Source organism: Marinobacter sp. CH_CUG1437-1, from assembly GCF_037029655.1.
Taxonomy (GTDB): domain Bacteria; phylum Pseudomonadota; class Gammaproteobacteria; order Pseudomonadales; family Oleiphilaceae; genus Marinobacter; species Marinobacter salsuginis.
The window spans coordinates 176,006-187,864 of sequence record NZ_JAYMEW010000003.1 but is presented as its reverse complement, the minus strand read 5'-3'; the positions used below and the strand labels follow the sequence as shown (position 1 = coordinate 187,864).

Annotated in this window: 13 protein-coding genes; all 13 read right to left on the bottom strand. The window is 60.8% G+C overall.

Translation table 11 applies throughout. The annotated features are described in order from the left end of the window. Positions 1 to 161: 161 nt before the first annotated feature. On the bottom strand, positions 162 to 1,352 hold the full coding sequence (locus WA411_RS09580; protein ID WP_291906403.1) for a hypothetical protein: 1,191 nt from the start codon (positions 1,350 to 1,352) through the stop codon (positions 162 to 164). Between the two features lie 400 nt (positions 1,353 to 1,752). Further along, positions 1,753 to 2,328: a HupE/UreJ family protein gene (locus tag WA411_RS09575; RefSeq protein WP_291906404.1), complete on the bottom strand. Its 576-nt coding sequence runs from the start codon at positions 2,326 to 2,328 to the stop codon at positions 1,753 to 1,755. Positions 2,329 to 2,371: 43 nt separating this feature from the next. Beyond that, positions 2,372 to 3,010, bottom strand: coding sequence for an urease accessory protein UreG (ureG, locus tag WA411_RS09570; RefSeq protein ID WP_291906406.1), 639 nt, complete (start codon positions 3,008 to 3,010; stop codon positions 2,372 to 2,374). 22 nt (positions 3,011 to 3,032) lie between these two features. Then, the gene (locus WA411_RS09565; RefSeq protein WP_291906407.1) at positions 3,033 to 3,746 is read right to left on the bottom strand and encodes an urease accessory protein UreF; all 714 of its coding nucleotides are present in this window, start codon (positions 3,744 to 3,746) and stop codon (positions 3,033 to 3,035) included. Then, positions 3,718 to 4,296: an urease accessory protein UreE gene (locus tag WA411_RS09560; protein WP_291906409.1), complete on the bottom strand. Its 579-nt coding sequence runs from the start codon at positions 4,294 to 4,296 to the stop codon at positions 3,718 to 3,720. Before WA411_RS09560 ends, WA411_RS09565 begins: the two co-directional genes overlap by 29 nt. 38 nt (positions 4,297 to 4,334) lie before the next feature. Continuing rightward, on the bottom strand, positions 4,335 to 6,038 hold the full coding sequence (gene ureC, locus WA411_RS09555) for an urease subunit alpha (protein WP_291906412.1): 1,704 nt from the start codon (positions 6,036 to 6,038) through the stop codon (positions 4,335 to 4,337). Further along, a complete protein-coding gene (locus WA411_RS09550) occupies positions 6,035 to 6,352 on the bottom strand; it encodes an urease subunit beta (RefSeq protein WP_069184393.1) in 318 nt (105 codons plus the stop codon). Before WA411_RS09550 ends, ureC begins: the two co-directional genes overlap by 4 nt. A 10-nt stretch (positions 6,353 to 6,362) precedes the next feature. After that, positions 6,363 to 6,665: an urease subunit gamma gene (ureA, locus tag WA411_RS09545; protein ID WP_069184394.1), complete on the bottom strand. Its 303-nt coding sequence runs from the start codon at positions 6,663 to 6,665 to the stop codon at positions 6,363 to 6,365. A gap of 36 nt (positions 6,666 to 6,701) precedes the next feature. Next, positions 6,702 to 7,598, bottom strand: a complete 897-nt coding sequence (locus WA411_RS09540; RefSeq protein ID WP_291906415.1) for an urease accessory protein UreD — start codon at positions 7,596 to 7,598, stop codon at positions 6,702 to 6,704. After that, the gene (urtE, locus tag WA411_RS09535; protein ID WP_291906417.1) at positions 7,595 to 8,293 is read right to left on the bottom strand and encodes an urea ABC transporter ATP-binding subunit UrtE; all 699 of its coding nucleotides are present in this window, start codon (positions 8,291 to 8,293) and stop codon (positions 7,595 to 7,597) included. Before urtE ends, WA411_RS09540 begins: the two co-directional genes overlap by 4 nt. After that, positions 8,293 to 9,117 (bottom strand): urea ABC transporter ATP-binding protein UrtD, encoded by an 825-nt coding sequence (gene urtD / locus WA411_RS09530; RefSeq protein ID WP_291906419.1) that lies wholly within the window; start codon positions 9,115 to 9,117, stop codon positions 8,293 to 8,295. The genes urtE and urtD overlap by 1 nt, the downstream gene beginning before the upstream one ends. Then, complete coding sequence (urtC, locus tag WA411_RS09525; protein ID WP_153633873.1) at positions 9,114 to 10,238, bottom strand: urea ABC transporter permease subunit UrtC; 1,125 nt, start codon at positions 10,236 to 10,238, stop codon at positions 9,114 to 9,116. Before urtC ends, urtD begins: the two co-directional genes overlap by 4 nt. 3 nt (positions 10,239 to 10,241) lie before the next feature. After that, a complete protein-coding gene (gene urtB, locus WA411_RS09520) occupies positions 10,242 to 11,840 on the bottom strand; it encodes an urea ABC transporter permease subunit UrtB (RefSeq protein ID WP_291906422.1) in 1,599 nt (532 codons plus the stop codon). Positions 11,841 to 11,859 lie beyond the last annotated feature (19 nt).

Sequence of the window (11,859 nt, the reverse complement as noted above, 5' to 3'; positions counted from 1 at the left end):
CGGCTCACAGAACACCCCAATGATAGATGCATACCTGACCATGACAGAAGGTATCTGTAACTGGACCGCCTAACGTCTTCATCATGCACGACCATCGAATGGAGCCGAAGGCCCTATGTAATGGGCGTCGTCGTCCCTGCTATTATGGGCTGAGCAAATGGTCACGCCACAAATATACGGCGTTCTTCTTTATAAACTGTGATACCGCCATCCTCAGAAATTTTGACACCTAAACCTAGTCCGCTCCCTTTCTTGGCTGCGGCGGTTCGACCACCACCTTCACTACCCCCTGGAACGCTGATGATTGCGCCAGCCGCAACGATATTGCCAGTATGGTCGAGAACCATTGCTCCATCCAGAGCAAGAAGTTCTTGGCGCAATCTACGATCTAGGTCCTGTAATTTTCCACCCACCATAGCCTGTATCGTTTTTGCCTTAATGGACGGATTTCGTCCCTCAAGAAGATCGTGATCAGAAACGAGAGCTCCCACCTCGTCAATCGAGCCAGACCGGATTACGATAATGCAGCCCCCCGTACGAGCAAAAGATATATCTAGGCAGCTTTGGTAAATGGCTTCCCGCAAAGCTCTATTTTGAGGGGGCTGGAGTTGCCTGAGATACATTTCATGAGCGTAAAACTGCCATTCACCACGTCTCTTTGCGAAGACCAGCCTCTTATTTCGGAAGATCATCTGCTCGCCAAGCCGATTTAATACTAATGCAATTCGCTCTCCCGAAGCCCAATCTGCAATGGCATTCAATCTATAAGGCACATAGTCAAGGCCAATTTGATTGGCAGTGAGTTGGCCAGAGCCTGATACTTCGCAATCTGGAGTTACTACAAGAAGAGTGTCAAACCCGTTACTTATTACAGCAGAGAAATCTTGATCGAATATCTCGTTGAGATTACTGCCATGACCATTTGCATCTGGATCGATCCCGATTGACGAGGTAATTGCGCCTCCCTCATATGTTCGAGCTGACCAAATTTCGAACTGGCGCAAGATTTGACTTACGGCGTCAAGCCCTCCCAAGTGACGAGCGATCGCCCTCGAGGGAAGAAAGGTAAATAGCTCTGCGCGGTATTGAGGAGCAGCCGCGTCATGAATTGCGACAAGCTCCTCAACGAAATCTTTCGTAATTTCAAGTTCTTCTGGCGTAAATCCAGGTTGACGATAGAGAACAATTCTTTCGACATCTTTTTCATGAGCCTTGATGGCCGTCTTGCATGGCTCAAGCGCCGCAACTCGCCTGCTGTTGGCTCGACAGCTCACAGTTCCGGGAAGAATCTGTGCAGAAAGGAGGGGGCCTAGATAAGTATCAAGAGCAATACGCAGTTCATCAATAGTCAACGGAGGCCTCCGGAGTTCATGTGTATAGAGTTGCTTCTAGACACCCAATAACAACTAGACTGAATTATTCCACGACGCGGAACTCGGACTTTTGCATCGCTATACAAAAAGATGGAATAAAGCTCCTCCGAGCCATATTTAAAACAGTACCTTAGTTCATAGATTGGTCGAACGCACGGACTAGCCCCACTTCCTTATTAAACATTCTTCCGGAATGCGGGGCGGTTCAGAAAACAGTTTTTCGGCATGGCTGGCGTTCAACCGCAACCGGTTGTCGCGGAATAAGTCCGGGGCTAAATTTTGGCACTTTGATTCCTAAGCTAGGCTCCTTAAATACGAGAAAGCCGCACGGTTTCCCGAGCGGCTTTCTATTGATCTTCTGGTGGTTTCGACATTCGAATCAAGCAGCCGCCAGGTACGCCCCGGCAACCGCCAACACACCACCAACACCACGGCTAAACCGGCTATCCGCCCTCAGCATCAGGCCACCCAACCCACGCCCAGCGAAAGTGATCGCGAGCGTAGCGATAGAGAAGCCAGCCAGGTAAGCGGCAAGTGTCGCACCTGCAGGCATTTCAGCCCCATGAGCAAAACCATGGAACAGCATGAACGCACCAACCAGTGTGCCACCAACCGCGGTTGGCAGCTTGGCCAATGTGGCAATCAGGATACCGGCGACCAGTACTGAAAAGGTAATCCCTGTTTCCACGCCCGGCAGGCTCAGGCCGCTCCAGGCGAGGGTGGCGCCGAGAATCATGCCGCCGATCACGAAGGCCGGGGTAGCGTTTTTCATGTGTTTGCTCTGGCGCACACTCCAGAAGCCGATGGCGGCCATTGCCAGCAGGTGGTCCAGGCCCAGCATGGGGTGCAGCAGACCGCTGGTGAAACCGCCTTCGGCGTGGCCGGAATGGGCCATGGCGGTGGCGGAAGCAGTCAGCAACGCGGCAGCGGTGAGGAGTTTGGCTGTGAATTTCATGGTTTTCTCCTGATGGTTCTCAAGTCGTTCGAAGTCGGTTGGCTCAGGCGGGTTCCGCCAGTTTTTCAGGACGACGCTCCGGCAGCATGCCCCGCTCCAGAATGAAGCTGATGATGGTCTCCAGCCCTACCCCGTCGTACAGGTTGGTGAACACAAAAGGCCGTTCGCCGCGCATCTTCTTGCTGTCCCGTTCCATTACCTCCAGGGAGGCATGCACCTGTTCGGCGATGTCGATCTTGTTGATGATCAGCAGGTCGGATTTGGTGATGCCGGGGCCGCCTTTGCGGGGGATCTTGTCGCCGGCGGAGACGTCGATCACGTACAGGGTGAGGTCGCTCAATTCGGGGCTGAAGGTGGCGGAGAGGTTGTCGCCGCCGGATTCCACCAGTACCAGTTCCAGATCCGGGTGGCGGCGCTGGAGGTCGTCGATGGCGGCCAGGTTCATGGAGGCGTCTTCGCGGATGGCGGTGTGCGGGCAGCCGCCGGTTTCCACGCCCAGGATGCGGTCTGCGGCCAGTGCTTCGTGGCGCAGGAGGAAGTCGGCGTCTTCCCGGGTGTAGATGTCGTTGGTCACCACCGCGATGCCGTAGTGGTCCCGCAGGGCTTTGCACAGCTGGCGCAGCAGCGCGGTTTTACCGGAGCCAACCGGGCCGCCGACTCCAACTCTCAGACAATGTGTCATGGCAGATCTCCTCAATTGTTATTCAGCTTCTGAAAAGCCGTGAATACTGTGTTTCGTGTAAGGCACTTCCGAGCGCCAGTCCCGGCAGGATGGGCCCGAGTTCGTGATCGTCTCGTTCCAGGGCAATGTCTACTGCCGCCACCAGTTGTGGGCGCAGCCGTTCGATGATGCGTTGCGCGGCGGTGTGCCCCAGGGGCAACGCTTTGCAGGCGACGGCGAGCTGGTTTTCCAGCCAGGCCCAGGCGAAGCCGAGCAGCGTCTGGCGCACGGGCACAAACCGTTTGTGGGCGGCCCAGGCGAACATGGTGATGTAGCCCGGCTCTTCCGGAATCAGGTGTGGCTCCGGCAGCAGGTCGAGGTTGCGCAGCAGGGTGACCAGGGCACCGCTCAGGCGGGTGTCTTCGTCGCTCAGTTCGGCGGTTTCCCGGGTGGCGTGCAGCCAATTGTTCCAATGGGCCAGCGTGTCGGCATCGCTTTCCGCCCAGGCGCTCTGCAAACGCACCAGCAGGGGCAGTTCGCAGCGGCTGAGGCCGTCTTCCAGTACGCCTTCCACCCACTCGGCCAGTTCGGCTTCGTTGTTCACCCAGCACAGTTCGAAGGCGCTTTCCAGGCCCTGGGACCAGGCGAAGGCGCCGATGGGCAGTGCCGGGCTCACCAGTTGCATCAGGCCCAGCAGGGCCAGATCGCCAGCCGGGCCCGCGCCGGCCTCAGTGGGTGTGCTTGTGGCTGTGGCCATGGTTATGCCCGTGGTCGTGGTCGTGTGAATGGCTGTGCCCGTGGGAATGGCCGTGGCTGTGACCGTTGCCGTGCCCATGTCCGTGGGAATACCCGGCCTGGGTGTAGGCACCGGGTTCCGGATCGAACGGGGCGGTGTGGTGAATCAGCGTGGCGCCGAGGCGCTCCGCGAGCTCTTCCAGCACGTGGTCCGGGGTGATGCGCACATAGGCGCCCTTATCGTCCATGCCGATGGCCAAGGTCACGTGGCGGTTGCCCAGGTGGTAGCACAGGCGCGCCAGGGGTTGGCCGTTTTCGATGCGGGCGGTCACCACCTGCTCTTCGGCCGCTCGGACGCGGATGATCTCGCCGGTTTTGGCCTGCAGCAGGTCACCGTCACGCAGTACCGGGCCACGGTCGAGAAACAGGCCCACGTCCACGTTCGTTTGAGTGGTGGCTCGCAGGCGACCACGGATGCGCAGTTCGTAGGGCAGGATCAGGTTGTCGAGAATCTCGGAGCTCTCGATCCCGGCCGCTTCCTGTTCACTCAGTCGTTTTGTCAGTTCCAACATTAGTGTGTTCCTCTCAGAGCAGCCCTGAGCTGTATTGATTAAAAAAGATGATAGCGCTGGGCCAGGGGCAGTTCGGTGGCGGGCTCACAGGTGAGCAGCTCGCCGTCTGCGTGTACTTCGTAGGTTTGCGGGTCCACGGTGAGGTGTGGGCACGCGTCGTTCAGTTTCATATCGCCCTTGCGTACTTCCCGCACGCCTTTGCAGGCGGACAGCGGGCTGTCCAGACCCAGCTCCTTGCCAATGCCGGCATCCAGCGCGGCCTGGCTGACAAAGGTCAGGCGGGTGGCACTGGCGGCCTTGCCGAAGGCGCCGAACATGGGGCGGTAGTGCACGGGCTGGGGCGTGGGGATGGAGGCGTTCGGGTCGCCCATGGGCGCCGCGGCAATCATGCCGCCCTTGATGATGCAGGCGGGCTTCACGCCAAAGAACGCCGGGCTCCAGAGCACCAGGTCCGCCAGCTTGCCCACTTCCACGGAACCCACCTCATGGGCGATGCCGTGGGTGATGGCGGAGTTGATGGTGTACTTGGCGATGTAGCGTTTGGCGCGGAAGTTGTCGGCGCCCAGCTCTTCATCTTCTGGCAGCAGGCCGCGCTGCACTTTCATCTTGTGGGCGGTTTGCCAGGTGCGGCAGATCACCTCGCCGACCCGGCCCATGGCCTGGGAGTCGGAGGAGATCATGGAGATCACGCCCATGTCGTGCAGGATGTCTTCCGCCGCGATGGTTTCCCGGCGAATGCGGGAATCGGCGAAGGCCACGTCTTCAGGAATGTTCGGGTCCAGGTGGTGGCACACCATCAGCATGTCCAGATGTTCGTCGATGGTGTTCACGGTGTAGGGCCGTGTGGGGTTGGTGGACGACGGCAGCACGTAATCCTTGGAGCACGCGGTGATGATGTCCGGGGCGTGGCCGCCGCCCGCGCCTTCGGTATGGAAGGTGTGGATACAGCGGCCCTTGAAGGCGGCCAGGGTGTCTTCCACAAACCCGGATTCGTTCAGGGTGTCGGTGTGGATGGCCACCTGGATGTCGTATTCGTCGGCCACGGTCAGGCAGTTGTCGATGCTGGCCGGGGTGGTGCCCCAGTCTTCGTGCAGTTTGAGGCCAATCACGCCGGCTTTCACCTGCAGCTCCAGCGCTTCCGGCAGGCTGGCGTTGCCCTTGCCCAGGAAGCCGATGTTCATGGGCAGGCTGTCCACCGCCTGGAGCATCTTGCCGATGTGCCAGGGGCCCGGCGTACAGGTGGTGGCGTTGGTGCCGGTAGCCGGGCCGGTGCCGCCGCCAAGCATGGTGGTGATGCCGCTCATCAGGGCTTCTTCCACCTGCTGGGGGCAGATGAAGTGAATGTGGGGGTCGATGCCGCCAGCGGTGAGGATCTTGCCTTCCCCGGCGATGATTTCGGTGCCCGGGCCGATGACGATGGTCACGTCCGGCTGGGTGTCCGGGTTGCCGGCCTTGCCGATGGCGGCGATGCGGCCTTTCTGGATGCCCACATCGGCCTTCACGATGCCCCACCAGTCGAGGATGAGGGCGTTGGTGATCACGGTGTCCATCACCGCGTCGTCGCAGCGCTGGCTCTGGCCCATGCCATCACGAATGACCTTGCCGCCGCCGAATTTCACTTCGTCGCCGTAGTGGGTGTGGTCCTTTTCCACCTGGATCCACAGCTCGGTATCGCCCAGGCGAACCCGGTCACCCACGGTGGGGCCGTACATGTCGGCATACGCTTGTCTGGAAATTTTCATGCCTTGCCCTCCAGCTTGCCCATCACTTCCTGGCGGAAGCCGTAGATTTCCCGGTTGCCTGCAAACGGAATCAGGGTGACCGAGCGGGTCTGGCCGGGCTCGAAGCGGATCGCGGTGCCGGCGGCTACGTCAAGGCGGTAGCCTCGGGCTTTAGCGCGGTCGAAATCCAGCGCCGGGTTGGCTTCGGCGAAGTGATAGTGGGAGCCAATCTGCACCGGGCGGTCGCCGGTGTTGGAAACCTCGAGTTCGATGCGTTCGCGGCCGGCGCAAAGCTCGATATCGCCGTCCTGAATCTGGTATTCACCGGGGGTCATGTCGGTCTCCTTACACAATCGGGTTGTGAACGGTGACGAGCTTGGTGCCGTCCGGGAAGGTGGCTTCCACCTGCACCTCGTGCACCATGTCGGCCACGCCGTCCATCACGTCGTCACGGGTGAGGATTTCCGTGCCGGCACTCATAAGCTCAGCCACCGTGCGGCCTTCCCGGGCGCCTTCCATGATCTCAGCGCTGATCAGCGCCACGGCTTCCGGGTAATTCAGCTTCAGGCCCTTGGCCTTGCGGCGCTCCGCCAGCAGGGCGGCGGTGAAGAGCAGCAGCTTGTCTTTGTCTCTTGGGGTGAGTTCCATGGTGACTCCGTTCTCTCTCTGTTGCGGCTAACGCCGTCAGGTAAGCCAGATTCTGGGTGTGTGGGCCGGCACACCGGCGAGCATGGGTCGCAACAGATGCCACGCCTGTTCGCACAGGGCCCAGGCTTCGTTGCGTTCGGTGCCCAGGTAGCGAAACAGCAACACGCCACGGCGCCGGGTGACGGCCCAGCGGTTGTTGTCCGGCAGTTGTTCTCTCAGCAATTCAATGGCAGCGGCCTCATCGTCCAGACCAACCGCCCAGAGGGTGGCCTGCACGGTAGCCCCACCCTGCCCCCAGTGGCCGGTAAAGCGCCGGTGGCTGGGGTCGAGAAGCTGGCGTTCCAGCCAGAGCGGCTTGCCGTCCAGGCTCAGATGGAAGCGCTGTTCCAGGGCGCCGGTGGCAAACGGCAGATTGCTGGCCGGGCGGCCCAGGGCGAGGACTTCCCAGCCCAGGGTTCGGGCACCGTTGGCGAGTTCAATGGTGGTGGTCTGTTCCCCACGGGAGCCATCGAAGGCAATGGTTTCCTGGGGCAGGTATTCGAGGATGGCGTCTTTCGCCACCTGCAATCGCGTGTGCTGGCCCCAGGCCACGCCGTGGCTGTCGGCCTTGTAGAGTTTGGCGGCGGCCGGGGTGGTGAGCAGCGCGTGTCCGCCTTCGGCTACCGACGCCTCGATACGCAGCTCGTCGCCGCTCACCAGGCCGCCCGGTGGATGCAGCAGATATACATGGCAGCAGCCGGTTTTGCCTTCCGGGTAGAAGGGGCGCTGCACCCGTAGCGGGCCAATATGCCGGCGGCGCACCAGACGGGTCACCGGCACGGGGGCACCCTCGTTGCGCGCCTCAAACCCCAGGTCGATAGCTGCGGCCCAGCGCCGTTCGCCATCAAAACGATGGCCGGACGTGTGGGCGGTGATGGGCTGGAAGGCGCTCATACGGTCAGGTGCTTCTTGATGAGTTCATCGGTCAGTTCGGCAATCCCACCGTCTGCCACGCGGCGGCCCCGGTCGAGGATGGCGAAGCGGTCGGCATACTTGCGGGCGAAAGGAAGCTTCTGCTCCACCAATAGCACCGTCAGGCCGTCTTCCTCGATCAGCCTGCGGATTACCTCGCCAATCTGGGCCACGATGTTGGGCTGGATGCCCTCCCCGGGCTCGTCCAGGATCAGCAGGCGCGGTTCGATTACCAGGGCCCGGCCAATGGCCAGCTGCTGTTGCTGACCGCCGGAGAGATCACCACCGCGGCGGTGCTTCATTTCCTTCAGCACCGGGAACAGTTCGTACACCCGCTCGGGGATTTTCTTGCTGCCGTCCTTGCGCACCGCCAGCCCTGTGCGCAGGTTTTCTTCCACGGTCAGCAGCGGAAAAATCTGGCGGCCCTGGGGCACGTAGCCAATGCCCAGGCGGGAGCAGTCTTCCACTTTCTTTTTGGTGAGTTCCACATCGCCGGCAAATTCAATACTGCCGCTTTTGGTGGTTTCCTCACCCATGATACATTTCATCAGGGTGGTCTTGCCCACGCCGTTGCGGCCCATCACGCAAGTGCACTGGCCCTGGGGTACGTCCAGATCCAGATCCCAGAGGGTGTGGCTTTCACCGTAAAACTGGTTGAGCTTTTCAATCTTCAGCATCACGCCTCCTCCCCGAGATACACCTTGATCACTTCCGGATCGTTGGAGACCTGGTCCATGGTGCCTTCGGCCAGCACGCTGCCCTGGTGCAGCACTGTGACCTTGCGGGCGATGGAGCGCACAAAGCCCATGTCATGTTCCACAACCACAACCGACTGTTTGCCGGCCAGGCTGGTGAGCAGTTCGGCGGTGCGTTCCATTTCCTGCTCGGTCATGCCGGCAACAGGTTCGTCCACCAGAAGCAGGCGGGGCTTCTGCATCAGCAACATCCCGATCTCCAGCCACTGCTTCTGCCCGTGGGAGAGGATGCCGGCGAGGCGGTCACGGAGGGATTCCAGGCCGATCATTTCCAGGACTTCGTCGATGCGGTCCCGGTATTCGGCTTTCATGATGGCGGTGAGCGTCGGGAATACCCGCTTGTCCGCCGCCATGGCCAGTTCCAGGTTCTCGAACACGGTGAGGGCTTCGAACACCGTGGGTTTCTGGAATTTGCGGCCAATGCCGAGGGAGGCGATGTCCGGCTCGTTCATGGTGAGCAGGTTGTGGCGGCTACCGAACCACACCGAGCCGGTATCCGGCCGGGTTTTACCGGTAATGATGTCCATCATGGTGGTCTTGCCGGCGCCATTGGGCCCTATGATGCAGCGCAGCTCGCCATCGTCGATGGTGAGGTTGAGATTGTTGATGGCCTTGAAGCCGTCAAAACTCACGCTCACGTCTTCCATGTACAGGATAGGGCCGTGGCGCACGTCCACCGGCGATTGCACCTGAGTGAGAAACTCGAACACGTGCTCCCGGTCAGCCAGTTCCGAAAAAATGCTCATGCGGTGGCCTCCTGCCCGGCGGGGGTATCGTCATCGGTTTTGGCTTTGCGGCGTTTCTGCAGCAGCCCGGCAATGCCCTTGGGCAGGAACACGGTAACCAGCACAAACAGACCGCCGAGGGCGAACAGCCAGGCGTCCGGCATGATGCCGGTGAACACGGTTTTGGCGTAGTTCACCAGGATGGCGCCTATCACCGCGCCGTAGAGGGTTGCACGACCACCCAGAGCCACCCACACCACGATCTCGATGGAGAACAGCGGCGAGAACTCGCTGGGGTTGATGATGCCTACCTGAGGCACGTACAGCGCGCCGGCCACGCCCGCCAGCATGGCGGACACCACGAATACGAACAGCTGAACCCGTTCCACCCGGTAACCCAGGAAGCGGGTGCGGGCCTCGGCATCGCGGCAGGCCACGCTCACCCGGCCCAGTTTGCTGGTCACGATGCCACGGCAGATCACGTAGCCAATGGCCAATGCGATGCCGGTGGCAATGAACAGACCGAGGCGGGTGGCATCGGTGCGCAGGTTAAAGCCGAGGATATCCTTGAAGTCGGTGAGGCCGTTGTTGCCGCCAAAGCCCATCTCGTTGCGGAAGAAGGCCAGCATCAGGGCGAAGGTCAGCGCCTGGGTGATGATGGAGAGGTATACGCCGGTCACCCGCGAGCGGAAGGCCAGGAAACCGAACACCAGGGCCAGCAGGCCCGGCGCCAGCAGCACCATGATGAACGCGAACCAGGCCATGTCGAACCCGTGCCAGAACCAGGGCAGCTCCTGCCAGTTCAGGAACACCATGAAGTCCGGCAGGATGGGATCGCCATACACGCCGCGATCACCAATCTGGCGCATCAGGTACATGCCCATGGCGTAACCGCCCAGGGCAAAGAAGGCGCCGTGGCCCAGGCTGAGAATACCGAGGTAGCCCCACACCAGGTCCACCGCCACCGCCAGCAGTGCATAACACAGGTACTTGCCCAGCAGCGTCACGGTGTAGGCGCTGACGTGCAGAGCACTGTCCTGCGGCATGAACAGATGGAGGAAGGTAACCACCACCAGGGCGGCGAACAGCACGCCCAGGAAGATCTGGGTTGAACGCTCCTGCAAGGGTCTTGTTAACCACATAGCTTAACCCTCCGCAGCCCGGCCTTTCTGGGGGAAGAGCCCCTTCGGCCGTTTCTGGATAAACAGGATGATGAACACCAGCACGATGATCTTGGCGAGTACGGCACCGGCCCAGGGTTCGAGCAGCTGGTTGATAGTGCCCAGGGAAAGCCCAGCGATGAGCGTGCCCCAGAGGTTACCGACGCCGCCGAACACCACCACCATGAACGAATCGATGATGTAGTTCTGGCCCAGGTTCGGGCCCACGTTGGTGAGCTGGGAAAGCGCCACCCCGGCCAGGCCGGCCACACCGGAGCCCAGGGCGAAGGTCATGATGTCCACGCGGGTGGCACGAATACCCATGGATCGGGCCATGGCGCGATTCTGGGTAACGGCGCGCACTTCGAGGCCCAGGCGGGTCTTGCGCATAATCAGCATCAGGCCGGCGAAGACAATCAACGCGAAGGCAAGCACGTAAAGACGGTTGAGTGTCAGCGACAGGGCGTCGTTGATCACCAGGGAGCCACTCATCCAATCCGGCGTTACCACGGTGCGGTTCTGGGGCGAGATCACCGTGCGCACCAGCTGCTGCAGGATCAGGCTGATACCGAAGGTGGCCAGCAGGGTTTCCAGCGGTCGGCCTTTCAGATACTGGATCACGCTGCGCTCAATGATGATGCCGGCGGTGGCCGCCACCAGGAAGCCGGCGGGAATAGAGAGAATCAGTGCCAGGCCGGGTTGGCCGGGGAAGAGCTGCTGCATGCCCCAGGTGGTGTAGGCGCCCAGCATGATCAGTTCGCCGTGGGCCATGTTGATCACGCCCATCACGCCGAAGGTGATGGCCAGGCCGATGGCAGCAAGCACCAGAACCGAGCCAAGGGATAGCCCGAAATACAGGGTCTCGGCGGCGCGGTTCAACTTGAGTTTCTGTTCGATACTTTCGAGGGCTTTGGCGGCCCGCTCGGCCAGCGCCTCATTGTCACCGCGAACGGCCTCGTTCAGGGCGGCGCGGGCGCGGGGATGCAGGCTTCCGGCCAGCACGTCCACGGCCTCGAGGTTGCCCTCACCCACCCGGTAGATGGCCAGGGCTTCTTCAATGCGGTTGCGTACGGCGGCGTTTTCTTCTTTTGCCAATTGCGCTTCCAGCGGCTCAACCAGGGACGCATCCACCTTGCCCATCATGTCCTGTGCGGACGCTTCGCGCACCTCCGGGTCTTTGGCATTCAGGTCCAGCATGGCCAGTATGCCTTCAAGCTGGCCCCGTATGCGGTTGTTGATGGCGACTCTGTCCAGCTCGCGGCGGGACATTTCACCCATGTTCTCTCCGGTCAGCGGATCTGCAATTTCCCAGTCCCTGCCCCGGTTGTTCAGTACCAGTACCACCTGCCCGGTGTCTTTTACCCGGCTCAGGCGATTGTTTCCGTAAGCTTCAAGCCAGCCCCTGGCCCGTTCATCACCGCTGCTAACGATGGCGTTTACCGCCTCTTCCACTTTGCTGGCCGGCGCTTCTGCGAGGTTAATCAGCAGAGCCTTGCCGGGGTCGTCTTCCTGCGCCGTTGCGGGCAGCGATAGCAGGGAAAACAGGGCGATAAGCAGCAGTGTGAGCGATCGGAAGATGCTCATGAGAATGTCCTGTCTGTTT

What these genes read in the sequence shown, in the direction of transcription:
- WA411_RS09575 (WP_291906404.1), bottom strand. Translation starts at nt 2,328, where the DNA reads ATGAAATTCACAGCCAAACTCCTCACCGCTGCCGCGTTGCTGACTGCT.
- WA411_RS09550 (WP_069184393.1), bottom strand. Translation starts at nt 6,352, where the DNA reads ATGACCCCCGGTGAATACCAGATTCAGGACGGCGATATCGAGCTTTGC.
- urtE (WP_291906417.1), bottom strand. Translation starts at nt 8,293, where the DNA reads ATGCTGAAGATTGAAAAGCTCAACCAGTTTTACGGTGAAAGCCACACC.
- urtD (WP_291906419.1), bottom strand. Translation starts at nt 9,117, where the DNA reads ATGAGCATTTTTTCGGAACTGGCTGACCGGGAGCACGTGTTCGAGTTT.
- WA411_RS09540 (WP_291906415.1), bottom strand. Translation starts at nt 7,598, where the DNA reads ATGAGCGCCTTCCAGCCCATCACCGCCCACACGTCCGGCCATCGTTTT.
- urtC (WP_153633873.1), bottom strand. Translation starts at nt 10,238, where the DNA reads ATGTGGTTAACAAGACCCTTGCAGGAGCGTTCAACCCAGATCTTCCTG.
- WA411_RS09565 (WP_291906407.1), bottom strand. Translation starts at nt 3,746, where the DNA reads ATGGCCACAGCCACAAGCACACCCACTGAGGCCGGCGCGGGCCCGGCT.
- WA411_RS09560 (WP_291906409.1), bottom strand. Translation starts at nt 4,296, where the DNA reads ATGTTGGAACTGACAAAACGACTGAGTGAACAGGAAGCGGCCGGGATC.
- ureA (WP_069184394.1), bottom strand. Translation starts at nt 6,665, where the DNA reads ATGGAACTCACCCCAAGAGACAAAGACAAGCTGCTGCTCTTCACCGCC.
- ureC (WP_291906412.1), bottom strand. Translation starts at nt 6,038, where the DNA reads ATGAAAATTTCCAGACAAGCGTATGCCGACATGTACGGCCCCACCGTG.
- ureG (WP_291906406.1), bottom strand. Translation starts at nt 3,010, where the DNA reads ATGACACATTGTCTGAGAGTTGGAGTCGGCGGCCCGGTTGGCTCCGGT.
- urtB (WP_291906422.1), bottom strand. Translation starts at nt 11,840, where the DNA reads ATGAGCATCTTCCGATCGCTCACACTGCTGCTTATCGCCCTGTTTTCC.